The organism is Streptomyces sp. NPDC101219 (assembly GCF_044767675.1).
GTDB lineage: Bacteria > Actinomycetota > Actinomycetes > Streptomycetales > Streptomycetaceae > Streptomyces.
The window spans coordinates 512,530-535,443 of sequence record NZ_JBIWOK010000002.1; the positions used below are offsets into that span (position 1 = coordinate 512,530).

At 73.6% G+C, this 22,914-nt stretch carries 24 protein-coding genes; 5 read left to right on the plus strand and 19 right to left on the minus strand.

Annotated elements, in window-relative coordinates; all coding sequences use genetic code 11:
• Window positions 1-42: 42 nt before the first annotated feature.
• Window positions 43-1,377: a geranylgeranyl reductase family protein gene (locus tag ACIRPP_RS05600; RefSeq protein ID WP_403638172.1), complete on the minus strand. Its 1,335-nt coding sequence runs from the start codon at window positions 1,375-1,377 to the stop codon at window positions 43-45.
• A gap of 48 nt (window positions 1,378-1,425) precedes the next feature.
• On the opposite strand from ACIRPP_RS05600, the gene ACIRPP_RS05605 reads away from it, so the two are divergent.
• Window positions 1,426-1,932, plus strand: a complete 507-nt coding sequence (locus tag ACIRPP_RS05605) for a GNAT family N-acetyltransferase (RefSeq protein WP_403638173.1) — start codon at window positions 1,426-1,428, stop codon at window positions 1,930-1,932.
• A gap of 185 nt (window positions 1,933-2,117) precedes the next feature.
• Complete coding sequence (locus ACIRPP_RS05610) at window positions 2,118-2,438, plus strand: PASTA domain protein (protein WP_403638358.1); 321 nt, start codon at window positions 2,118-2,120, stop codon at window positions 2,436-2,438.
• Here ACIRPP_RS05610 and ACIRPP_RS05615 read toward each other — a convergent pair.
• The 7 genes from ACIRPP_RS05615 to ACIRPP_RS05645 form a co-directional block, all read right to left on the minus strand.
• Window positions 2,425-3,120 (minus strand): demethylmenaquinone methyltransferase, encoded by a 696-nt coding sequence (locus ACIRPP_RS05615; RefSeq protein WP_164343523.1) that lies wholly within the window; start codon window positions 3,118-3,120, stop codon window positions 2,425-2,427. The genes ACIRPP_RS05610 and ACIRPP_RS05615 overlap by 14 nt on opposite strands.
• Before the next feature lie 55 nt (window positions 3,121-3,175).
• A complete protein-coding gene (locus ACIRPP_RS05620; protein ID WP_403638174.1) occupies window positions 3,176-3,817 on the minus strand; it encodes a hypothetical protein in 642 nt (213 codons plus the stop codon).
• Window positions 3,818-3,823: 6 nt separating this feature from the next.
• Window positions 3,824-5,023, minus strand: coding sequence for a cyclic dehypoxanthinyl futalosine synthase (mqnC, locus tag ACIRPP_RS05625; RefSeq protein ID WP_403638175.1), 1,200 nt, complete (start codon window positions 5,021-5,023; stop codon window positions 3,824-3,826).
• A gap of 69 nt (window positions 5,024-5,092) precedes the next feature.
• Window positions 5,093-5,827 carry a prepilin peptidase gene (locus ACIRPP_RS05630; protein ID WP_403638176.1) on the minus strand — a complete coding sequence of 245 codons (735 nt, stop codon included), beginning with the start codon at window positions 5,825-5,827 and terminating at the stop codon, window positions 5,093-5,095.
• A 153-nt stretch (window positions 5,828-5,980) separates the two neighbouring features.
• Window positions 5,981-6,211, minus strand: a complete 231-nt coding sequence (locus tag ACIRPP_RS05635; protein ID WP_164351646.1) for a hypothetical protein — start codon at window positions 6,209-6,211, stop codon at window positions 5,981-5,983.
• A gap of 333 nt (window positions 6,212-6,544) precedes the next feature.
• On the minus strand, window positions 6,545-8,308 hold the full coding sequence (locus ACIRPP_RS05640; RefSeq protein WP_403638177.1) for a protein kinase: 1,764 nt from the start codon (window positions 8,306-8,308) through the stop codon (window positions 6,545-6,547).
• 73 nt (window positions 8,309-8,381) lie between these two features.
• Window positions 8,382-9,230 (minus strand): menaquinone biosynthetic enzyme MqnA/MqnD family protein, encoded by an 849-nt coding sequence (locus ACIRPP_RS05645; protein ID WP_164335468.1) that lies wholly within the window; start codon window positions 9,228-9,230, stop codon window positions 8,382-8,384.
• A 369-nt stretch (window positions 9,231-9,599) separates the two neighbouring features.
• Between ACIRPP_RS05645 and ACIRPP_RS05650 the strand changes: the two genes are divergently transcribed.
• Window positions 9,600-9,803, plus strand: coding sequence for a cold-shock protein (locus ACIRPP_RS05650; RefSeq protein ID WP_006133199.1), 204 nt, complete (start codon window positions 9,600-9,602; stop codon window positions 9,801-9,803).
• A 266-nt stretch (window positions 9,804-10,069) separates the two neighbouring features.
• On the opposite strand, the gene ACIRPP_RS05655 is transcribed toward ACIRPP_RS05650, so the two are convergent.
• Together ACIRPP_RS05655 and ACIRPP_RS05660 are read right to left on the minus strand one after the other, a co-directional pair.
• The gene (locus ACIRPP_RS05655; RefSeq protein WP_403638178.1) at window positions 10,070-12,031 is read right to left on the minus strand and encodes an AMP-dependent synthetase/ligase; all 1,962 of its coding nucleotides are present in this window, start codon (window positions 12,029-12,031) and stop codon (window positions 10,070-10,072) included.
• A 199-nt stretch (window positions 12,032-12,230) separates the two neighbouring features.
• Window positions 12,231-13,526: an acetyl-CoA C-acetyltransferase gene (locus ACIRPP_RS05660; protein WP_403638179.1), complete on the minus strand. Its 1,296-nt coding sequence runs from the start codon at window positions 13,524-13,526 to the stop codon at window positions 12,231-12,233.
• 109 nt (window positions 13,527-13,635) lie between these two features.
• Between ACIRPP_RS05660 and ACIRPP_RS05665 the strand changes: the two genes are divergently transcribed.
• Window positions 13,636-14,979 carry a 3-oxoacyl-ACP reductase gene (locus tag ACIRPP_RS05665; protein ID WP_403638180.1) on the plus strand — a complete coding sequence of 448 codons (1,344 nt, stop codon included), beginning with the start codon at window positions 13,636-13,638 and terminating at the stop codon, window positions 14,977-14,979.
• Window positions 14,980-14,984: 5 nt separating this feature from the next.
• Window positions 14,985-15,857 (plus strand): MaoC family dehydratase, encoded by an 873-nt coding sequence (locus ACIRPP_RS05670; RefSeq protein WP_403638181.1) that lies wholly within the window; start codon window positions 14,985-14,987, stop codon window positions 15,855-15,857.
• Here ACIRPP_RS05670 and ACIRPP_RS05675 read toward each other — a convergent pair.
• The 9 genes from ACIRPP_RS05675 to ACIRPP_RS05715 all read right to left on the minus strand — a co-directional run bounded on the left by ACIRPP_RS05675 (window position 15,827) and on the right by ACIRPP_RS05715 (window position 22,846).
• Window positions 15,827-16,561, minus strand: coding sequence for a TetR/AcrR family transcriptional regulator (locus ACIRPP_RS05675; RefSeq protein ID WP_403638182.1), 735 nt, complete (start codon window positions 16,559-16,561; stop codon window positions 15,827-15,829). The two genes, ACIRPP_RS05670 and ACIRPP_RS05675, sit on opposite strands and share 31 nt — an antisense overlap.
• 133 nt (window positions 16,562-16,694) lie before the next feature.
• The gene (locus tag ACIRPP_RS05680; protein WP_403638183.1) at window positions 16,695-18,017 is read right to left on the minus strand and encodes a dicarboxylate/amino acid:cation symporter; all 1,323 of its coding nucleotides are present in this window, start codon (window positions 18,015-18,017) and stop codon (window positions 16,695-16,697) included.
• A gap of 56 nt (window positions 18,018-18,073) precedes the next feature.
• Window positions 18,074-18,175 carry a putative leader peptide gene (locus tag ACIRPP_RS05685; protein WP_341483685.1) on the minus strand — a complete coding sequence of 34 codons (102 nt, stop codon included), beginning with the start codon at window positions 18,173-18,175 and terminating at the stop codon, window positions 18,074-18,076.
• A 190-nt stretch (window positions 18,176-18,365) separates the two neighbouring features.
• Window positions 18,366-18,671 (minus strand): DUF4229 domain-containing protein, encoded by a 306-nt coding sequence (locus tag ACIRPP_RS05690; protein WP_403638184.1) that lies wholly within the window; start codon window positions 18,669-18,671, stop codon window positions 18,366-18,368.
• Window positions 18,672-18,779: 108 nt separating this feature from the next.
• Window positions 18,780-19,304, minus strand: coding sequence for a GNAT family N-acetyltransferase (locus tag ACIRPP_RS05695; RefSeq protein ID WP_403638185.1), 525 nt, complete (start codon window positions 19,302-19,304; stop codon window positions 18,780-18,782).
• Between the two features lie 16 nt (window positions 19,305-19,320).
• Window positions 19,321-19,959 (minus strand): UdgX family uracil-DNA binding protein, encoded by a 639-nt coding sequence (locus tag ACIRPP_RS05700; RefSeq protein ID WP_164344795.1) that lies wholly within the window; start codon window positions 19,957-19,959, stop codon window positions 19,321-19,323.
• Between the two features lie 380 nt (window positions 19,960-20,339).
• Window positions 20,340-21,503, minus strand: a complete 1,164-nt coding sequence (gene mqnE / locus ACIRPP_RS05705; RefSeq protein ID WP_403638186.1) for an aminofutalosine synthase MqnE — start codon at window positions 21,501-21,503, stop codon at window positions 20,340-20,342.
• A gap of 94 nt (window positions 21,504-21,597) precedes the next feature.
• The gene (locus ACIRPP_RS05710; RefSeq protein ID WP_164338539.1) at window positions 21,598-22,056 is read right to left on the minus strand and encodes an Lrp/AsnC family transcriptional regulator; all 459 of its coding nucleotides are present in this window, start codon (window positions 22,054-22,056) and stop codon (window positions 21,598-21,600) included.
• A gap of 106 nt (window positions 22,057-22,162) precedes the next feature.
• Complete coding sequence (locus ACIRPP_RS05715) at window positions 22,163-22,846, minus strand: UbiX family flavin prenyltransferase (RefSeq protein WP_403638187.1); 684 nt, start codon at window positions 22,844-22,846, stop codon at window positions 22,163-22,165.
• Window positions 22,847-22,914: the final 68 nt, after the last annotated feature.

The window sequence follows — 22,914 nt, forward strand, 5'->3', positions numbered from 1 at the left end:
GCGGGGCTCCCGGCGTGCGGGCGCTGCCCGCGCACAGGGCGTTCAGGCCTTAGGGGCCACCTTGCTCAGCCCGTTGATGATGCGGTCCATGGCGTCGCCGCCCGTCGGGTCGGTCAGGTTGGCGAGCAGCTTCAGGGTGAACCGCATCAGCATCGGATGGGTGAGCCCCCGCTGGGCGGCGATCTGCATGACCTTCGGGTTGCCGATGAGCTTCACGAAGGCGCGGCCGAGCGTGTAGTAGCCGCCGTAGGTGTCCTTGAGGACCCGCGGGTAGCGCTGGAGGGCGAACTCCCGCTGGGCGGGCGTCGCCCGCGCGTGCGCCTGCACGATGACGTCGGCGGCGATCTGCGCGGACTCCATCGCGTAGGCGATGCCCTCACCGTTGAACGGGTTGACCAGGCCGCCCGCGTCGCCCACGAGCAGCAGTCCGCGCGTGTAGTGCGGCTGGCGGTTGAAGGCCATGGGGAGCGCGGCGCCGCGGATCGGGCCGGTCATGTTGTCCGGGGTGTAGCCCCAGTCCTCGGGCATCGAGGCGCACCACGCCTTGAGGACCTCGCGCCAGTCCAACTCCTTGAAGGACTCGGACGTGTTGAGGACGCCGAGACCGACGTTGCTGGTGCCGTCGCCCATGCCGAAGATCCAGCCGTAGCCGGGCAGCAGCCGGTCCTGCGCGCCGCGGCGGTCCCACAACTCCAGCCAGGACTCCAGGTAGTCGTCGTCGTGGCGGGGCGAGGTGAAGTAGGTGCGCACGGCGACGCCCATCGGGCGGTCCTCGCGCCGGTGCAGGCCCATCGCCAGCGACAGCCGGGTGGAGTTGCCGTCGGCGGCCACCACCAGCGGGGCGTGGAAGGTGACTTCGCGCTTCTCCACCCCCAGCTTGGCCTTCACGCCGGTGATGCGGCCGGTGCGGTCGTCGATGACCGGCGCGCCCACGTTGCAGCGCTCGTACAGCCGGGCGCCGGCCTTCTGGGCCTGCCGGGCGAGCTGTTCGTCGAAGTCGTCGCGCTTGCGGACCAGGCCGTAGTCGGGGAAGGAGGCGAGTTCCGGCCAGTCGAGCTGGAGGCGGACGCCGCCGCCGATGATGCGCAGGCCCTTGTTGCGCAGCCAGCCCGCCTCCTCGGAGATGTCGATCCCCATGGCGACGAGCTGTTTCGTGGCGCGCGGGGTCAGGCCGTCACCGCAGACCTTCTCCCGCGGGAACTCGGTCTTCTCCAGCAGGAGCACGTCGAGTCCGGACCTGGCCAGGTGGTAGGCGGTGGTGGAGCCTGCTGGCCCCGCGCCCACGACGATCACATCGGCGGTGTGGTCGGAGAGGGGCTCGGTCACGGCGGGTTCTCCCCAAGGCTCGAAAACTGCGTGCCGACCGGCACTGGACATGGGCAGTCTATGCAGGAGAATCGATCACCCGGCTGAAGGGCTGCCTCCGTGACCAGAGCTCTGCCCGCTGTGCGGCTCCGTGTGCCCACCCATGAGGACGCCGTCGTCTGGCACCGCATCTTCGCCGACCCCGACGTCATGGAGTTCCAGGGCGGCAGGCCCGCGGAGTTGTCGGTCTACGAGGAGCTCACCGCCCGCCAGCGCCGGCACGACGCCGAACGGGGCTTCTGCCTGTGGACGATGCTCGACGAGAGCGGTGCCGTCATCGGGTTCACCGGCGCGCAGCCCTGGGAGCGGGAGTGGGGCCCCACCGGCGAGACGGAGATCGGCTGGCGCCTCGCACGGCGGTTCTGGGGCCGGGGGTACGTCACCGCGGCGGCCCGCCTCACCCTGGAGCGGGTCCGCGCGGCGGGGGTCGAGGACGTGGTGGCGATGGTGGACGCCCGCAACACCCGTTCCATAGCGGTCACCCGGCGCCTCGGCATGCGTCTCGCCGAGACGTACACGACCCCGGTGTCCCGCCGCGAGGGCCACTGCTACCGGCTCGCCCTGTGACCGCGCGGCCCGCACCGCGCCCCCGCTCCGGCGATCACTCACGGTCATCCGGCGTCACGTAACGCGACGCGAGCCTTCCGGCGGGCACCCCGGCGGGTCTACCCTGCCGGTACCGCTGGGGGGTGACGTCCGTGCGAGTGACACCCGGGACACCCGAGGTGCGCGTGCCGCACCTGGTCGGTCTGATGGCCGTGGACGCGCAGGCGTCGGTCCGCGCGCGGGGCCTGTTCCTCCACGCGCCGGACCGGCCGGAGCTCCACCTGGCCGTCGTCGACCACGTCGTGCGCCAGTACCCGCAGCCCGGCGCCGAGGTGCCGCGCGCGTCCCTGGTCTACGTGTGGTTCGACCTCGGTGACGGCGAGGGCGGCGGGGGTGTGCGCGAGCCGCGCGTGTCCGGGCCGCCGGGCGGTGGCCTCGCGCGTGAACGGGACGAACCCCGCCCGCCGTCGGCCGGCGATCCGCTGCCGCCGTCCGGCCCGGCGCTGCTGGCGGTCAGCTCTCCTTGAAGCCGCGGTGCAGGGCCACCACGCCGCCCGTCAGGTTCCGCCAGGCCACCCGGGACCAGCCGGCCTTGCCGAGCCGCTCGGCGAGGGCGGGCTGGTCGGGCCAGGCGCGGATCGACTCGGCGAGGTAGACGTAGGCGTCCGGGTTGGTGCACACGGTGCGGGCGAGCGGCGGCAGCGCGCGCATCAGGTACTCGGTGTAGACGGTGCGGAACGGCGTCCAGGTGGGGTGCGAGAACTCGCAGATGACGATCCGGCCGCCGGGCCGGGTCACCCGGTGCATCTCGCGCAGCGCGGCGTCGAAGTCCTGCACGTTGCGCAGCCCGAAGGAGATGGTGACGGCGTCGAACACGTCGTCCTTGAAGGGCAGCCGGGTGGCGTCGCCGGCGGTGTAGGGGAGCCAGGCGCGGTTGCGCTTGCCGACCCGGAGCATGCCGAGGGAGAAGTCGCAGGGCACCACGTAGGCCCCGGTCCGGGCGAAGGGCAGCGAGGACGTGCCGGTGCCGGCCGCCAGGTCGAGGACCTTCTGCGCGGGGCGCGCGTCGACGGCCCGGGCGACCTCCTTGCGCCATCGGCGGTCCTGGCCGAGGGACAGCACGTCGTTGGTCAGGTCGTACCGTTCCGCCACGTCGTCGAACATCGAGGCGACTTCGTGCGGCTGCTTGTCCAGGGATGCGCGGGTCACGGGCCCATTGTGGCAGCCCGGGCCCCGCGGCCCCACGGCACCCGGCCGGGCCCGGTCAGCGCCGCCGGTGCACCAGCCGTCCGGCGAGGACGGTGGCCACGCAGGTGGCGGCCCCGCGCGCGGTCAGCGCCGCTTCGTCGGGCACGTCGAAGACGGCGAAGGTGGCCGGCCCCTCCCCGCCGGCCGGCGGGGGCGCGGTCACCCGGGCGAGGCTCCGTCCGGCGAGCGGGTCCAGGCCGGCCGCTTCCCCGGGGTCGTCGCAGGGCGGCCGGACGCCCAGCCCTGCCCGCTGCACGGCGTCCACCACGGCGGGCCGCCGCAGGGGACCCGCCACGGCGACGACGCCGTGGGCCAGCAGCCGCTGCACCCCGCGCCGGGCGCTCGCGCCCCAGCGGGCCTCGGTCATGCCGAGCCCGGCGAGGGCCTCGCCGGTCAGCGGTGCGGTGCCCAGCTCACCGGCCTCGCGGGGGTCCGGATGGTAGGTGTGCTCCAGCAGTTCGGGGCCGCGGGGGTGGACGAGCCCCGGGGTGAGGAGCCCCGGCCAGCGGCGGGTGCGGGCGCCCGGGTGGGCGGCGGCCAGCACCGCGTACGGGCCGGCCGCGGCCAGGGTCCGGCCGGCCACCAGGACCGCGCCGTCCGGCACGGCGGGCCGGCCGCCGCCGAGCACGACGAGGTCCGCCGCGTGCAGCGTCAGCACGGCCCGTCAGTTCGAGGTGAGGAGCTTCAGCTCCGGGTGGGCCGTGCCGCCCTCGATGGCGGTGGAGGAGATGTGCGACACCACCCGGTCGTCGGCCGGGTCGTTCGCCGGGTCGTCGTGCACGACGAGGTGTTCGTACGTCGTCGACCGCTGCGCCGGCACGCGCCCCGCCCTGCGGATCAGGTCGATGATCTCCAGCCGGTTGGAGCGGTGCTTCGCGCCGGCGGAGGAGACGACGTTCTCCTCCAGCATGATCGAGCCGAGGTCGTCCGCGCCGTAGTGCAGGGAGAGCTGGCCGACCTCCTTGCCGGTGGTCAGCCACGAGCCCTGGATGTGGGCGACGTTGTCGAGGAACAGGCGGGCGATGGCGATCATCCGCAGGTACTCGAACAGCGTGGCCTGGGTGCGGCCCTTCAGGTGGTTGTTCTCCGGCTGGTAGGTGTACGGGATGAAGGCGCGGAAGCCGCCGGTGCGGTCCTGCACGTCGCGGATCATGCGCAGGTGCTCGATGCGTTCGGCGTTGGTCTCGCCGGTGCCCATCAGCATCGTGGAGGTGGACTCCACGCCCAGGTCGTGGGCGATCTCCATGATCTCCAGCCAGCGTTCGCCGGACTCCTTCAGCGGCGCGATGGCCTTGCGGGGCCGCTCCGGGAGCAGTTCGGCGCCGGCTCCGGCGAAGGAGTCCAGTCCGGCGGCGTGGATGCGGCTGATGGCCTCCTCGACGCTCACCTTGGAGATCCGGGCCATGTGCTCGACCTCGCTGGCGCCCAGCGAGTGGATGACGAGCTGGGGGAACTCCTTCTTGATGGCGGCGAAGTGCTTCTCGTAGTACTCCACGCCGTAGTCCGGGTGGTGCCCGCCCTGGAACATGATCTGGGTGCCGCCGAGTTCGACGGTCTCCGCGCAGCGGCGCAGGATGTCGTCGAGGTCGCGGGTCCAGCCCTTGGCGGTGTCCTTGGGGGCGGCGTAGAAGGCGCAGAACCGGCACGCCGTGACGCAGACGTTGGTGTAGTTGATGTTCCGCTCGATGATGTACGTCGCGATGTGCTCGGTCCCGGCGTAGCGGCGGCGGCGCACGGCGTCGGCGGCGGCCCCCAGCGCGTGCAGCGGAGCGTCGCGGTAGAGGAGCACCGCCTCCTCCGGAGTGATCCGCCCACCGGCGGCAGCACGGTCGAGGACGGGCTGAAGGTCGGCCTTCTCGGTCACCGGCGTCCCTTTCGGAAGGGTTGTGGACGGACCGATCCAGCGTACGTCAGCAGTGGTTCCGGCCCGTCGTCAGGCCGTGTACGCGCCGATGAGCAGCCCGGTGAGGGCGCCCGTGATGAGGAAGGGGCCGAACGGGATGGCCGTCCCGCGGCCCGCCCGCCGGGCGAGGACCAGGGCGCCGCCGTACAGCGCCCCGAAGAGGAATCCGGCGAGGGTGCCGAGCAGCACGGTGGGCCAGCCGTACCAGCCGAGGACGGCGCCCGCGCCGAGGGCGAGTTTGACGTCGCCGAATCCCATCCCGCCGGGGTTGAGGAGGAACAGCAGGAGGTAGCCGGCGCCGAGGGCGAGCGAGCCCAGCACGGCGGTGGTCCAGCGGCCCGCGTGCTCCGGCAGCAGGGCGGCCGCGCCGAGCAGGGCGAGCGCGGCACCGGCGAACGGCAGGGTGAGCGGGTCGGGCAGCCGCTGCACCCGGAAGTCCACCACCCCGAGCAGCACGGCCACCGGCGCGAGCAGCAGCCAGACGGCCAGCTCGGGCCGGGTGCCGGTGGCGGCGGCCAGGACGGCGCAGACGGCGGCGGTCAGCAGGACGGCCGCGGCGCCGGGCCCGTACGGCCGGCCGGCGCATCCCGGGCACCGGGCCGGTCCCAGCCAGCCCGCGAGCACATGGCCGCGCGGGCACACCGCCCGCCAGTCCTCCTCCGCCGGGACGGACAGCCGGTAGGCGGCGCGCGGCAGCAGCGTGCCGGCCAGGGCGCCCCACAGCGCGGCGGCGACGATCAGCACGGCGTCGGTGTTCCACGGCATGAGACGTCCTGACGGGCGGATGGACGGGCGGCGGCGCCGGGGGTGCTGGGCCACGGAGATCCTAGGGATCCGCCCGGGCCGCGTCGACGGGCAGGCCGAGGGCCCCGCCCCCGGTCGTCGGGGTGCGGGGCCCTCGGCGCGGGCGCGTGGCCGTCAGTACATCGTGGTGTGGAGGTGGCCGTCGGCCGAGAAACCGGACGCGGAGACGGACGCGCCGACGCCCGCGGAGACGGCGACGTCACCGGCCTCGACGTGCAGTCCGAGGGAGCCCGGCGCGGCGTGCAGACCGAGGGCGAAGCCCGCGGAGCCGGCCTGTCCTCCGGCGAGGGCGTCCAGATCGGCGTCGGCGAGTTCGGCGGTCTCCACCTGGGGAGCGAGGTTCATGGCGCGCGTTTCCCTTCGTTGCGGCACTTCGCGACTGCGGAAGCAAAGCACGCGGGGGAAGGGGCGGCCAGCGCCCGGAGAGCCGGGGCCCGGCACCCCTTCACCGGCGTTCACGCCTGTGAAGGACGCGTCACCACCGGCGGGGGATTCTTCACCGCACCCGTCGCTCGGCCGGGTTGCGCCCGCCGCGGTGCCCCGCACTCCGGGAGCGGGCCGGCCGCCGGCCGGGGGCCGCACGGCCCGCCCCGGGGACGCTGTGCAGATCCGCGGGATGTTCGGCGACCACCCTGCCGTTCGCACCCCGGGACCGCCCTGCCGTTCGTACCCCGGCGCCTACCGCAGCTTGGACAGACGGGCCTCGGGACGGCCCGACGCCTTGCTGTCGGACTCGTAGCGGAGGTCGTCGCCGGTCGGGGTCAGGACGACGGTGTGCCGGGCCTGGTCGCACACCGAGCGGTTGGACTCGGCACCGGCCGCGCCGGCGACGAGCCGCTTGCCGGAGACCCGTTCGAGGGTGAGGACGTCCTCGCAGACCCCGCCGAGGATGTCGGTGTGCCGGACGGTGCCCACCCGCTCGCCCACCTTCGCGTCCTTGAGCGTCACCCGGAAGGTGCCCAGCGGGATGGTGATGCTGTCCCGGGAGGCGGCCTGCCCCTCCCAGGTGCCGACGTAGGCGGCGGGGACCGTCCGGGTGGGCGCCGCGGAGCGGCCGTCGCCGTCGGAACCCTGTGCTCCGCCACGGGAGCCGCCCGGCAGCAGGTCGAGGACGAAGACCGAGCCGACGGTCACCGCGGCGAGGGCGCCGGCGACCGCGAGGGCCACCGTGCAGCTCACCCGCCGGCCCCGGCCGCCGCGTTCCGGTGCGGAGGTGGCCGAGACGGAGACGGAGAGCCGTCCGGGGTGTCCGGTGGAACCGCCGGCGGGCTCGGTCGGCGGATGCGGGGACCCGGCGTGGGAGGGCTGCGGCGGCCGAGCGGGCAGCGCGGGCGACGACACCGGCGGCGCGTCACGCGGTTCGGGGACGGCTCCCGGGCCCGGCCCCTCGCCCACCGGCATGACGGGCGGCGGCCCGAAGGTCCCGGACGGGGTCCCGCCGGCCACGGCGAGCGGGCCGCCGGGTACCTCGCCGTCGGTCCCGCCGACCGAGGGCGTGCTGAAGCCGACGGGTCCGGACGCCGGCCCGCTGCCCTCCGCGGAGTGCCCCGCCTCCAGGTTGAGCAGCCGTACGGCGCCCCGGCTGACCTGCTCCACCAGCGGGCCGGGCAGCCACCCGCCCGCCACCAGCCGGGCCGCGCCGTCCGGAGCGAGCCGCCGGGCGACCTCGGCCGGGGACGGGCGGGCCGCCGGGTCCTTGGCCAGGCACGCCTCCGTCAGGGCCCGCACCTCACCGTCCAGGCCGCCGAGTTCGGGCGGTTCGTGGACCACCTTGTAGAGCAGCGCGGCGGAGGAGTCGCCGGGGAAGGGGGAGGCTCCGGTCGCCGCGTAGGCGAGGACCGCGCCCAGGGAGAACACGTCGGCCGCGCCGGTGACGCCCTTGCCGAGGATCTGCTCGGGCGCCATGTAGCCGGGCGAGCCGATCGAGACGCCGGTCGAGGTGAGGGAGGCCGTCCCCTCCGTGGCCCGGGCGATGCCGAAGTCGATCAGCAGCGGGCCGTCGAGGGTGAGGAGCACGTTGGACGGCTTCACGTCCCGGTGCACCAGGCCCAGTTCGTGCACCGCCGCCAGCGCCTCGGCCAGCCCGGCGCCGAGCGCCCGGGCCGTGGCGTCGGGCAGGGCGCCGTGCTCCGTGACGGCCCCGGCGAGGGAGGGTCCGGCCGCGTAGGCCGTGGCGACCCACGGCACCCGGGCGTCGGGGTCCGCGTCCAGGACGGGGGCCGTCCAGGCGCCGCCGACCCGGCGCGCGGCCTCCACCTCGCGCCGGAACCGGGCCCGGAACTCCTCGTCGAGCGCGAAGTGCGGGTGCACGATCTTCACCGCGACCGTGCGCCCGCCGGCGCTGCGGCCCAGGTAGACCCGGCCCATGCCGCCGGAGCCGAGCCGGCCGAGCAGCCGGTAGGGCCCCACCACCGTGGGTTCGTCGACGTCGAGCGGCCGCATGGCGTCCACCCCCTCCCCCGTCACGCCTGGTGCGCCGGAACCCTCAGCAGGGTAGTGGGCGGCCGGCCGCCGCTCACGGGTGCAGCAGGTCGACCTTCACGTCCGCCGGGAAGCCGGTCGTCGGGCCCACCCGGCGGGCGAACTCCGCGACCGCCGCCAGCTGCGGGGTGCCGAAGCTGAAGTCGAGCGTGGTGAAGTACTGCGCCAGGGTCTCCTCGTCGAAGTCCTCCCAGCGGGCGGCCTGCTCGGCGACCTTGCCGACCTCCTCCAGGGAGAGGTTGCGGGAGGAGAGGAACGCCTCGTGCACCTTCCGGGTGATGACCGGCTCGCGCTCCAGGTAGTCGCGGCGCGCCGCCCAGACCGCGAAGACGAACGGCAGTCCCGTCCACTCCTTCCACAGCCGTCCCAGGTCGTGCACGTCGAGCCCGTAGCGGGGCGCGTCGAGCATGTTGGCGCGCAGGGCCGCGTCGCCGATCAGGACGGCCGCCTCCGCCTCCTGCATCATCAGGCTCAGGTCGGGCGGGCACGTGTAGTAGTCGGGCCGGACGCCGTAGCGCTCGGCGAGCAGGAGCTGTGCCAGGCGCACGGAGGTCCGCGAGGTCGACCCCAGGGCGACCCGGGCCCCGTCCAGCCGGTCCAGGGGGACCTGCGAGACGATCACGCAGGACATCACCGGGCCGTCGCAGCCGACGGCGATGTCGGGGAAGGCGACCAGCTGGTCGGCATGCTTGAGGAACTCGACCAGGGTGATCGGCCCGATGTCGAGTTCACCCTGCACCAGCTTCTCGCTGAGCTTCTCCGGGGTGTCCTTCGTCAGCTCGAAGTCGAGGAGTGTGCCCGTTCTCGCGAGCCCCCAGTACAGGGGCAGGCAGTTCAGGAACTGGATGTGGCCGACGCGCGGCCGGGTGCGAGGATTGTCCACATCGTGAGGCTAGCCCCCGCCCGTGACGCGCGGACCGGCCGCCCCGCCCGTGACGCGCGGACCGGCCGTTCCGCCCGTCGCGGACGACCCGGAGGGAAAGGCTCCGCGGACGGGTTCCCGGGGGGCGTGACGGGAGTGACAGAGGGGGCATTCAAACATTCGGGTGACGTGATCTTGACCTCTATTGCACTGGGGCGCCCCCGTGCTAGGCTCATCGCAAGTTGCAGTTTGGTTTCCCTTGCAGTACAGAGCCTGCGGAGCATGTGACCGCGGGCTCTCGTCGTTCTCAGACGTATGCAGTTGTGCGGAATTGGTCTTCACACTTGCTGGTTCTGGAGCAGGGCAACCCTTTGAGCCCAAGGAGGGCTTATGGCTACCGGAACCGTGAAGTGGTTCAACGCCGAAAAGGGCTTTGGTTTCATCGCCCAGGAAGGCGGCGGCCCCGACGTCTTCGTCCACTACTCCGCGATCAACGCGACCGGCTTCCGGTCCCTTGAGGAGAACCAGCAGGTCACCTTCGACGTCACGCAGGGCCCGAAGGGCCCGCAGGCGGAGAACGTCACCCCGGCCTGACCCGATCCTCCGATCCGGGAACGACTAGCAGTACCCAAGGAGCCCCGCGCCGTCCGGCGACGGGGCTCCTGCCTTTCCGCTTTCCCCGCGGGCCCTCTCCCGCCGCCACCGCCCGGGTCCGGTCCGCGGACCGCGTCCATCACCCGTACGGCCTCTTCCGCGGGGTGAATTCCCGGCACATTCTTCTGCTCCCGCGCCCTCCGTCCGGAGGAATTCCCGCCGCCGGCCCGCCGTGCGGCGGAGTGCCCCTCCCGCCCGGCCGGCCGTCACGCGTACAGCGCCTCCACCTCGTCCGCGAAGTCCCGCATGATCGCCTCGCGCCGCAGCTTCATCGACGGCGTGAGATGACCGGCCGCCTCCGTGAAGTCCACGGGAAGAACGGCGAAACGGCGGATGGATTCGGGGCGGGAGAGCATCTTGTTGGCCTCGTCGACGGCGCGCTGGAGGATCGCGAGCAGTTCCGCGTCGTCGGCCAGCAGTTCCGGCGGGACCGGGTGCTTGCCGTTCATGCGCCGCCAGTGGGTGATGCCGTCCGGGTCGAGGGTGAACAGGGCCGTGACGTAGGGGCGGGCGTCGCCGAGCACCATGACCTGGGAGATCAGCGGGTGGGAGCGCAGCCAGTCCTCCAGCGGGGCCGGGGCCACGCTCTTGCCGCCCGCAGTGATCAGCAGCTCCTTCTTGCGGCCGGTGATGGTCAGGTAGCCCTCGTCGTCGAGCTGCCCGATGTCCCCGGTGGCGAGCCAGCCGTCGGGCGCGGCCGGGACGACTCCCCCGGCCCGGGGGTCCCAGTAGCCGCGCAGCACGTGCTCCCCCGCGACGAGGACCTCGCCGTCCGCCGCGATCCGCACCCGGGTGCCCGGCAGCGGCCGGCCCACGGTGCCCAGGCGGGGCCGGTCGGGGGGCGTGATGGTGGTGGCGGCGGTGGTCTCCGTCAGGCCGTAGCCCTCGAAGACGTCGATGCCCGCACCGGCGTAGAAGGCGCCGAGGCGGCGGCCGAGCGGGGAGCCCCCGCTGATGGCGTAGCGGACCCGGCCGCCCATGGCGTTGCGCAGCTTGCGGTAGACCAGCGGGTCGTAGAAGGCGCGGGCGGCCTTCAGCGCGCGGGACGGGCCGGGCCCCCGGCCGGTCTGCCGGGCGTCGGTCGCCTCGCCGTAGCGGCGGGCCACGGACACCGCGCGGTCGAAGGTGGACACCCGCCCGCCCGCCTCCGCGCGGGCCCGGGCGGAGTTGAAGACCTTCTCCAGCATGTAGGGGATGGTCAGCAGGCAGGTGGGCCGGAAGGCGGCCAGGTCCGGGAGCAGGTCCTCCGGCTTCAGGCTCGGCGCGTGCCCGAGACGCACCCGGGCGCGCACGCACGCGACGGCCACCATGCGCCCGAAGATGTGCGACATCGGCAGGAAGAGGAGGACGGACGCCTCCTCGCTGGTCCGGGCCCGGAAGACCGGGTAGAGGAGTTCGATCGCGTTGTCGACCTCGGCGAAGAAGTTGCCGTGGGTGAGGGCGCAGCCCTTGGGGCGGCCCGTGGTGCCCGAGGTGTAGACGAGCGTGGCGAGCGTGTCCGGGCCCAGCACGCCCCGGCGCACCTCCACCTCCTGGTCCGGTAGGTGTGCGCCGGACTCCGCCAGCCGCTCCACGTGGCCCTTCTCCACGATCCACACATGCCGCAGGCCGGGCAGGTGGGCGAACTCCGGGCCGAGGGCGGCGGCCTGCTCGACGCTCTCGGTGATCAGGGCGACCGCGCCGGAGTCGTGCAGGATCCAGCGGGCCTGGTACGGCGAGGAGGTGGGATAGACGGGCACGGTGACCAGGCCGGCCGCCCAGGCCGCGAAGTCCAGGACCGTCCACTCGTAGATCGTCCGGGCCATGACGGCGACCCGGTCCCCCGGCATCAGCCCCTCGGCGATCAGGCCCCGGGCGACCGCCTGCACCTGGTCGGCGAAGCCGGCGGCCGTCACGTCCGACCAGTCGCCGTCCGCCGAGCGGCGGCTGAGGACCACCTCGTCCGGTGTCGCGTACGCGTTGTCGTAGGGCAGGTCGGCGAGCGAGCCGTGGCGCACGGGCTGGGCGAGCGGCGGCACCGACGCCTCGCGGACGACGCCGTCGAGGCGACGGGTCTCGGTCTCGGCCGGGGCGGGGGCGCCGTGCGCGTCACCGGGGGCGGAGGAGAAGGACGCAGGGGACACGGGGCGGCTCCAGGGGCGTGCAGTGGGGAAACTGCGTGCTGCCATGACGTACGGGCCTCGTACGCCGGGGCGCTCAACGGCGGCGCGCGGAAAGGGGCGCGGCCACCGGTCGGATCGGGATCGTACGGCTCGGACGTGACGGGTTCGTGCGGGTTCCGGGACGGTCCGGGGCCGGGGGTGTGCAGTCTCGGGGGTTACCTGAGGGTGCCTCACATCCGCCCGGCCACACGGGCCACGGGCCCGGTCAGGGGCGTTCCAGGACCGCCGTCACCCCCTGGCCGCCGGCCGCGCAGACGGAGATCAGACCCCGGCCCGGCGCGTCCCGCTCGGCGAGCAGCTTGGCCAGGGTGGCCACGATGCGGGCGCCCGTGGCGGCGAAGGGGTGGCCGGTGGCGAGGGACGATCCGGCCACGTTGAGCCGGGCGCGGTCGACCGGGCCCAGGCCCCGCTTCTCCCAGGCGGCCAGGGTCGCCAGCACCTGGGAGGCGAACGCCTCGTGGACCTCGATCAGGTCGAAGTCGTCCAGGCCCAGCCCGGCGCGCTCCAGCATCCGCGGGACGGCGTGCGCGGGGGCCATCAGCAGGCCGTCCTCGCCGCCCGCCACGTCACCCGCGGGGAAGTCCACGGCCTCGGTCCGGTACGTGGTCAGGTAGGCCAACGGGGTCAGGCCGCGCGCCTCGGCCCACTCCTCGCTCGCCAGCAGCACGAGGGCGGCACCGTCGGTGAGCGGGGTGGAGTTGCCCGCCGTCATGGTCGGGGCGGGGCAGTCGAGACCGAAGACGGGCCCCAGCCGCGCGAGGCTCTCCACGGTCGAGCCGGGGCGCAGGTTCTGGTCGCGGTCCAGCCCGCGGAAGGGCACCACCAGGTCCTGGAAGAAGCCGCGTTCGTAAGCCGCCGCCAGCCGCTGGTGACTGGCCGCCGCCAGTTCGTCCTGGGCCTCCCGGGTGATGCCCCACGCCCGCGCGGTCACTGCGGCGTGCTCACCCATCGACAGGCCGGTGCGCGGTTCGGCGTTGCGCGGGATGTCGGGGACCAGGTGGCGCGGGCGCACCCGGGCGAGGGCCTTCAGGCGGGCACCGGCCGAGCGGGCCCGGCGGGCGGCCAGCAGCACCCGGCGCAGCTCGTCGTTGACGCCGAGGGGCGCGTCGCTCGCCGTGTCGGCGCCGCCCGCGATCGCGGCGTCGGTCTGCCCCAGGGCGATCTTGTTGGCGGCGGCGATCACGGCCTGCAGCCCGGTGCCGCACGCCTGCTGGATGTCGTAGGCCGGGGTGCGGGCGTCCAGCCGGGATCCGAGGACGCTCTCGCGGGCGAGGTTGAAGTCGCGGCTGTGCTTGAGGACGGCGCCGGCGACCAGTTCGTCCACCGCCCCCGGTCCCTCCAGGCCGTACCGCCCGACCAGGTCGTCGAGGGCGGCGGTGAGCATCTCCTGGTTGGAGGCGGTGGCGTAGGGGCCGTCGGAGCGGGCGAACGGCACGCGGCTGCCGGCCACGACCGCGACGCGCCGCACCGCGGTCGCCCGGTCCGGCTTCTGGGGACTCATCTCGACCTGCTCCTCACCCGTGACCTAGGATAACCTCCGGTAACCTTACTCCAGAGTAAGCACGGGGCGGCCCCCTGGCGAGCCCCCACGAACCCGCTGGGAGTCGCACATGGCCGACCGCTACCTGAGCTTCACCGGCACCGCCCCCGGCCGCTTCCTCACCCGCCGCCTCGGCCTGCCCCGGCCCGCGGCCCTCACGCGCCACACCCCGGGCGGGCCCGGCCTCGACGGCGGCCTGCTCCACCTCACCGCGGGCACCTCCACCCTCGACCTCGCCCCCGTCCTCGCCCGCACCGGACTCGGCGCCGACGACGACGGACGCCCCGCCGCGGTCGTCCTGGACGCCACCGGAGTACGGGACGTCGACGGCCTCGCCGACGTGCACGCCGCCCTGCACCCCGTCGTCCGCTCCGTCGCCACGAGCGGACGCATCCTCGTCCTCGGCACGCCCCCGGACCCCGACGACCACCACCAGGCAGCCGCCCAGCAGGCGTTGGAGGGCCTCACCCGCTCCCTCGGCAAGGAGACCGGCCGGGGCAGGACCGTCAACCTCGTCCGTCTCGCCGGAGCCGCCGCCGCCGCGGAATCCACCCTGCGCTTCCTGCTCTCCCCCAAGTCCGCCTACGTCAGCGGCCAGGTCATCGACATCGGCACCGCCCCGGACACCGCCCCCGGCGACGCCGACGCCGACGACACCGCCGCCGGCCCCGGCGCCGACGACCGGCCGCTGACCGGACGCACCGCCCTGGTCACCGGCGCCGCCCGCGGCATCGGCGAGGCCGTCGCCGAAACCCTGGCCCGCGACGGCGCCCGTGTCGTCGTGCTCGACGTCCCGCAGGCCGAACAGGACGCCGCCCGCGTCGCCGAACGCCTCGGCGGCACCGCGCTCACCCTCGACATCACCGCCGCCCACGCCGGCCGCCGCATCCTGGAGGCCCTCCCCGACGGCCTCGACATCCTCGTCCACAACGCGGGCATCACCCGGGACCGCCGCCTCGCCAACATGCCGGCCGACCGCTGGGCCCCCGTCCTCGACGTCAACCTGGCGAGCGTGCTGCGCACCACCGACACCCTGCTCGACGCCGGAGCCCTGCGGCCCGGCGGACGCATCGTGGCGACCTCCTCCATCGCCGGCATCGCCGGCAACGCGGGCCAGACCAACTACGGCGCCGCCAAGGCCGGCATCATCGGCCTGGTCCGCTCCCTCGCCCCCCGCGCGCTCGCCGCCCACGGCGTCACGGTCAACGCCGTCGCACCCGGCTTCATCGAGACCAGAATGACGGCCGCCGTCCCCCTCTTCATCCGCGAGGCCGGACGCCGCATGAACTCCCTCGCCCAGGGCGGCCTCCCGGCCGACGTCGCCGAGACCACCGCCTGGCTCGCCCACCCCGGCTCCGGCGCCGTCAACGGCCAGATCGTCCGCGTCTGCGGCCAGAGCCTGCTCGGAGCGTGAGAACCATGACCCCCGCCTCCGGCACCCCCGCCCGCGTCCTCGCCGGCTCCCCCGCCCTGACACCGCTGCTGCTGCGCGGCGCCCTGCTGTCACCCTTCAAACGCCCCCGCCCGGACGCCGCCTTCCCGCCCACCCGGCTCGTCCTGCCCGGCCTGCGGGTGGACCTCGCCCGGCTGGCCGCCTACGAGCGGGTCTGCGGCTTCCCCGTCGGCGCCGGCCACCTGCCCGTGACGTACCCGCACGTCCTCGGCTTCCCCACCGCCATGCGACTGATGAGCGGGCGCGCCTTCCCCCTGCCGCTGCTCGGGCTCGTCCACACCTCGGTCCGCATCACCCGGCACCACCCGGTGCCCGCCACCGCCGCACACGAACTCACCGTGTACGTCGAGGAACTGCTGCCGCACCGCCGCGGCACCGAGGCCGCCGTCGTCACCGAACTCCGCACCGACGGGGCCCTCACCTGGGAGTCACGCAGCACCTACCTCGCCCGGCACGCCACCCCCGACCGCACTCGCCGAACGCAGCACCCCCGCCCGGCGGACGACGACCACGCGGAACTGCCCGCCGTCGACACCTGGCACCTGCCCGCCGACCTCGGCCGCCGCTACGGCGCCGCCTCCGGCGACCGCAACCCCATCCACCTGCACCCGCTCACCGCCCGGCCGTTCGGCTTCCCCCGCGCCATCGCCCACGGCATGTGGACCGCCGCCCGCTGCCTCGCCGCCCACCCGCTCCCCGAAGCGGCCGCCGTACGGGCGGACTTCCGCGCACCGGTCCCGCTGCCCGGCACGGTGACCCACGCGGCCGACGGCGGGCGCTTCGCCCTGCGCGGCCCCGACGGCCGGCTTCACCTCACCGGCGACGTCCGCCCCGCCTGACCGCCCTCGTCCCCGTCCCCCGCCTGACCGCCCTCGTCCCCGTCCCCCGCGTCGCCGCCCTCCTCCTCGGGCGGCGACCACACGGCACCCGTCATCAGATTGCCCAGCCCGGCCCACGCGAAGTTCATCAGCGTCGCCGCCGCCTGCCGGGCCGTCGCCCCCGGAGTGGCGTTCGCCCAGTCGGCCAGTGACTCGGCGGCACCGACCAGGGCCTCCGCCAGCCCCGACACCTCCCGCTCGGGCAGATCCGGATCCCGGTGCGCCTCCCGCGCGGCGGCCAGGATCAACTGCGTCACGAACGCCACGATCTCCGCCCGCATCGCCGCCACCTCGGCCGCGAACACCTCACCGTGCGTACGGGCCTGCAGATGCAGCACCGCCCAGCCGTCCGGGTGCCGCGCGGTGTGCGCGAAGAAGGCCGTCAGCCCCGACCACAACTGCCGGTCCGCGGGCAGCCCCGGACGTGCCCCGGCCCGCACCGCCTCGGTGAGCGCCTTCGCCTCGCGCCGGATGCAGGCGGTGAACAGGTCCTCCTTGGAGTTCAGGTACAGATAGACCAACGGCTTGGACACGCCCGCCAGTTCTGCGATCTCGTCCATCGACGCGGCCATGTACCCCCGCTGGCCGAAGGTCCGCACGGCGGCGTCCAGCATCTGCTGTTCACGGACCGCACGCGGCATCCGCTTGGTCTTCACGGCACCCATGCGGATCAGCGTACGGGTCCCCCGCCCCAGCCCCGTCCGGCACCGGGGCGTCCCGGACACGCCGGTGCCCGTGGACCCCCCTCGTCGGGGAGCCCACGGGCACGGGACGGGAACGGGCGCGGCGCGCCGGCGGTCAGGCCGGGACCGGCACCTGCCGGGACGCGTCGGCCGGGGTGTCCTCGTCCACCGGGGACGAGTGGACCGAGTCGTAGGCGTCGCGGTCGAGCAGGCCCTCGCGGGCGGAGACGAGGACCGGTACCAACGCTTGGCCGGCCACGTTCGTGGCCGTGCGGATCATGTCCAGGATCGGGTCGATCGCGAGGAGCAGGCCGACGCCCTCCATCGGCAGGCCGAGGGTGGACAGCGTCAGCGTCAGCATGACGGTCGCGCCGGTCAGGCCCGCCGTGGCGGCGGAGCCGACCACCGAGACGAACGCGATCAGCAGGTAGTCGCCTATGCCGAGCGGGACGTCGAAGATCTGCGCGACGAAGATCGCGGCGATGGCCGGGTAGATCGCGGCGCAGCCGTCCATCTTCGTGGTCGCGCCGAACGGCACGGCGAAGGAGGCGTACTCGCGGGGTACGCCCAGACGCTCGGTGACCTTCTGGGTCAGCGGCATGGTGCCCACGGAGGAGCGGGAGACGAAGGCCAGCTGGATGGCAGGCCAGGCGCCCTTGAAGAACTGCAGCGGGTTGATCTTCGCGACACCGGCGAGCAGGGCGGGGTAGACGCCGAACATCACGATGAGGCAGCCGATGTAGATGTCGGCGGTGAAGGTCGCGTACTGGCCGATCAGGTCCCAGCCGTAGGTGGCGATGGCGTTGCCGATGAGGCCGGCGGTGCCGATCGGGGCGAGGCGGATGACCCACCACAGGGCCTTCTGGAGCAGCGTGAGGACCGACTCGCTGAGGGTGAGGATGGGCTCCGCCTTCTCGCCGAGCTGGAGGGCGGCGATACCGGCGACGGCGGCCATGAAGACGATCTGCAGCACGTTCAGTTCGGTGAACGGCGTGATGACGTCGGGGGGCACGATGCCGGTGAGGAAGTCGATCCAGGAGCCGGTCTTCTCGGGCTTCGCCCCGTCGGCGGGGGTCAGGCCGGTGCCCGCGCCCGGGTTGGTGACCAGGCCGATGACGAGGCCGATGGCGACCGCGATCAGCGACGTGATCATGAACCAGAGGAGGGTGCGGGAGGCCAGGCGGGCCGCGTTGTTGACCTTCCGCAGGTTGGTGATGGAGACCAGGATCGCGAAGAAGACCAGGGGGGCGACGGCCAGCTTCAGCAGGCCGATGAAGGTGCCGCCGACCTTCTCCAGGGTGGTGACCAGCCAGGAGACGTCCTGGCTGCGGGCGAGCCAGCCCAGCAGGACGCCGAGGACGAGGCCGGCGAGTATCTGGGCCCAGAACGGCGCCTTGAAGGGCAGCCGGAAGGACTTCGTGTTCGTGGACACGGACATGCTCCGATGGGGGGACGCGGTGGGGGAAGAGGACGTGGAACCGGTGAGGCCGAACGTCAGGGTCGACAGTTCGCGGTGGTCACCCGGCAGAGGTCCACGTGCAGGCGCGCCACGAGCGGAACTCTCCGGGGCGTGGGGAACACGGCTGCTGACTTCACCCGGAGACCGTAACACCTGAACTTTGAGAGCCCCAAAGCCTCACTTTGAGAGGCGGGGGACGAATGCTGACCACACAACGCAAAGCGCCCCGGTGTCCAGGCGTTTCGGAGACCGGGGCGCGGCGCGACCGGGGCCCGCCTGTGACGGACGCAACGCGTCCGGCGGGGGCGGGAGTCGGTGCGGGGAAGGTCAGGAGGTCTGTGCGCGGCCCTCGCTGCGGGCGGCGTCGTCGGCCACGTCCTCCTGGTTGCGGTTGGCCTCCAGGTTGGCCTTGACCCGGTCGACCTTGCGCACGATGCCCTCGGAGGCGACGTCGCGCTGCTTGCGCAGGGCGACGAAGCTGATCGGGGCGGAGAGCACCATGGCGAGCAGGATGATCCACAGGCCGTTGGAGTCGCCCAGGCCGCGCGGGGCGAGGCCCGAGTAGACGAGGCCCCAGACGACCACGAGGCAGCCCGCGAAGATCCCGAGGCGCATCAGTGTGTAGCGGAGCATCAGATCCACTCTTCCGTGTCGGACGGCCGGAACGTCCCTTTATGGAACGTCCTCCAGTGAAGCACGGGCCGCGGGGGATCTTGCACGGGGGTGGGCGCGGGCCGGCGCTCAGACGAGGGGCAGCAGCATGATGACGTCGTCCCGGTCGTCGTCCGGGCCGACCCGGATCGCGCCGGGGACGCGGCCGACCTCCTTGTATCCGCAGGAGGCGTAGAAGCGCTCCAGGCCCAGGCCGCCGCGGCAGGTGAGGCGGACGGCCTCGATGCCGTCGATGCCGCGGGCGGCGCGCTCGGCGGCGGCCATGAGGTCCCGGCCGTAGCCCTTGCCCTGGTGGCGGGGGTGGACCATCACGGTGTACAGCCACAGCCAGTGGGTCATCAGGCGGTGGCTGTTGAGGGTCAGGAAGGCCGTCGCGGCCACCCGGCCGCCCTCGTCGTGCCCGACGAGCAGCCGGGAGCGTTCCTCCGCCATGGCCACGAACTGGCGGACCAGTTCGGGCCGGATCCGCTCCCGGTCCGCGGGGGGTACGAAGCCGACGGCTCCGCCCGCGTTCGTCACGTCGGCCCACAGGTCGAGGATGCCGTCGCGCAGGGCGGGGGTCACCGGGGGGTCGAGGGTGAAGGTAAGTGGCATGAGGCGATGGTAGCCCTTACCTCAAAGTGTCTGCGGCGACGGTCAGGTCGGCCACGAGTCCCCGGAACGCCGCCTCACGGTCGTCGGCGCGGAGCACCGCCGAGGGGTGGACGGTGGGCACCAGCCGCTCCGGGCGCCCGTGGATCCGTTCGTGCAGGACCGTGCCCCGCACCTGTGTGACCCGGAACGACGAACCGAGCAGCGCCTTACCCGCGGTCGCGCCCAGCACCACGATCAGCTCCGGCTCCACCACCGCCAGTTCGGCGGCCAGCCACGGCCCGCAGGCAGCCGCCTCGCGCAGGGTGGGTGCCTTGTGGATGCGGCGCTTGCGGGGCTCGGAGCGGGTGAACTTGAAGTGCTTGACCGCGTTGGTGACGTACGTCTCACCGGGGTCGATGCCCGCTTCCGCGAGCGCCCGGTCGAGCAGCTTCCCGGCGGGCCCGACGAACGGCTCGCCCTGCCGGTCCTCCTGGTCACCGGGCTGCTCGCCGACGAGCATCACCCGGGCGTCGGCGGTCCCCGCCCCGAAGACGGTCCGGGTGGCGTCCCGGTGCAGCGGGCAGCCCCGGCAGTCGGCGGCGGCCCGGCGCAGGGCGGTCAGACCGCCGCGAGCCGGCACGAAGGGTTCTGCCGTGTAGGCGTCTTCTGTCGCCATGGGGTGCGGGTACCCGCGGTGGGGCGCCGGACGCGGGTCCGCGCACACCGGTCGCACAGTTCCCCGCGCCCCTGAAATGCGGCCTCGCCGCAGGGGTCGGCCATCCGGGCCGGGTGCGGGTGCGTGGGGGGCTGAGGTCGTCGCGCAGTTCCCCGCGCCCCTGAGGCGGCACCCCGCCGTGCGGGCCGCCCGGTCGTGCCGGGTCCGGGTGCGTGCGGGGCTGGGCGCGCAGTTCCCCGCGCCCCCGGGTGGGGTGGGGTGGTCCTTGGCTTGTGAGGGGGCGAGTCGGGTGGTGGGTGGGCGAGGGCCGGGGGTCCAGGGGGCGGGAGCCCCCTGGCCGGGGCCACCGGGGGCGGGAGCCCCCGGACGGGGCCGTCGGCTCAGACCCGCATCGGCTGCGGGGATTCGCGGCGGGCCGGGTCGGGGCCGTCGTACTCGCGGATGATCTCGTAGCGGGTGTTCCGCTCCACCGGGCGGAACCCCGCGTCCCGGATCAGCTCCAGCAGGTCCTCCCGCGTCAGCTTGTCCGGCGTGCCGAAGTTGTCCGCGTCGTGCGTGATCTTGTACTCGACGACCGAGCCGTCCATGTCGTCCGCCCCGTGCTGCAGGGCGAGCTGGGCGGTGTTGACGCCGTGCATCACCCAGAAGACCTTCACGTGCGGCACGTTGTCGAACAGCAGCCGGGAGACGGCGAACGTCTTCAGCGCCTCCGCACCGGTGGCCATGGAGGTGCGGGCCTGGAGCCGGTTGCGGACCTTGCCGTCCTTCATGTCGACGAAGTCGTGCTGGTAGCGCAGCGGGATGAAGACCTGGAAGCCGCCGGTCTCGTCCTGGAGTTCACGCAGCCGCAGCACGTGGTCGACGCGGTGGCGCGGCTCCTCGATGTGGCCGTAGAGCATGGTGCACGGGGTCTTCAGACCCTTCTCGTGCGCCAGCCGGTGGATGCGGGACCAGTCCTCCCAGTGGGTGCGGTGGTCCACGATGTGCTGCCGGACCTCCCAGTCGAAGATCTCCGCGCCGCCGCCGGTCAGGGACTCCAGCCCGGCGTCGATCAGCTCGTCGAGGATCTCCGAGGCGGACAGGCCCGAGATGGTCTCGAAGTGGTGGATCTCGGTGGCGGTGAACGCCTTCAGCGACACGTGCGGCAGCGCCGCCTTCAGCTCCCGCAGGGAGCGGGGGTAGTACCGCCAGGGGAGGTTGGGGTGGAGGCCGTTGACGATGTGCAGCTCGGTGAGGTTGTCGGCCTCCATCTCCTTGGCGAGCTTGACCGCTTCCTCGATGCGCATCGTGTAGGCGTCCTTCTCGCCCGGCTTGCGCTGGAAGGAGCAGTAGGCGCAGGAGGCGGTGCACACGTTCGTCATGTTGAGGTGCCGGTTGACGTTGAAGTGCACGACGTCGCCGTTCAGCTTCGTCCGCACCTCATGCGCCAGGCCGCCCAGCCAGGCCAGGTCGTCCGACTCGTACAGCGCGATGCCGTCCTCGCGGGTGAGGCGGACTCCCGCCCTCACCTTCTCCTCCAGCTCACGCTTGAGCCCGACGTCCATGCCGACACCTCTCTCCTGAGACAGACTCCGACCAACCGTACGCCCCCGCCCTCCGGGCGGCGGGGGACCCCCGCAGGGCGCTGCGCGCCCCCGGCTACGCCTCTTCCTCGGGCAGCTCGCCGACGCGGTTCTCCCACTTCGTGGAGAGCACGATGGTGGTCCGGGTGCGGGAGACGCCGTTGGTGCCGGACAGCCGGCGGATGATCCGTTCCAGGCCGTCCACGTCGGCCGCCCGCACCTTGATCATGAAGGAGTCGTCCCCGGCGATGAACCAGCAGTCCTCGATCTCCTGGAGGTCCTTCAGCCGCTGCGCCACGTCCTCGTGGTCGGCGGCGTCGGAGAGCGAGATGCCGATCAGGGCGGTGACGCCGAGGCCGAGCGAGGCGGAGTTCACGGTGGCGCGGTAGCCGGTGATGACACCGGCCGCCTCCAGCCGGTTGATGCGGTCGGTGACGCTGGGTCCCGACAGGCCGACGAGACGCCCCAGCTCCGCGTAGGAGGCCCGGCCGTTCTCTCTCAGGGCCTGGATGAGCTGCCTGTCCACCGCGTCCATGCGATCGAAGCCTTCCGATGAGGTCGAGAAGTTGTGGAGGTTCCTGAGAAGGGGTGGGGGGAGGGTCGGCGGGAGGGCGCCGGCCGCGGGGCGGGGCGGGGTGCGGTCAGTGCGTCCGGGAGCCCCCGCCGAGTTCGCCCTCCCAGCGGCGGTAGAGCCTGTGTTCGACGCCCACGGCGTCCAGGACGCGTCCGGCGACGAAGTCCACCAGGTCCTGGATGTGCGTCGCGCCCGCGTAGAACGCCGGGGAGGCCGGGAGCACGGTCGCGCCCGCGTCGTCCAGGGCGACCAGCTGACGCAGGGTCGGGCCGCCCAGCGGGGTCTCCCGTACGGTCACGACCAGGGGGCGCCCCTCCTTGAGGGTCACACTCGCCGCCCGCTGGAGCAGGTCCTTGGACAGTCCGAGCGCGACCCCGGCCACACAGGCCGTGGAGGCGGGCACGATGAGCATGCCCTTGCTCGGGTACGACCCCGAGGACGGCCCCGCCGCGAGGTCGCCGGCGGGCCAGTACCGCACGCCGTCGAGGTCCACGGCGAACGTGTCCGGCTTGCCGTCCGCCCCGCGGGACAGCCATTGCCGCAGGTCGTCGCGCCAGTGGGCGTCCCTGAAGGAGACGCCGGTCTCGTCCAGCAGGGTGAGCCGCGAGGCCCGGCTGACGACGAGGTCGACGCTCTCCCCGGCCAGGAGGAGCGCACGCAGAACGGCGGCCGCATAAGGCGTGCCGGAGGCCCCGGACACCCCCACGATCCAAGGTGTTCGCGTCGTCTCTCCTGGCTTGAGATGGTTCACGACACCGAGCCTATCCGGCGGCGCGGCGGGGGAACCGCCCAAGGGGGCCCGTGCGTTCTCCGGACGGG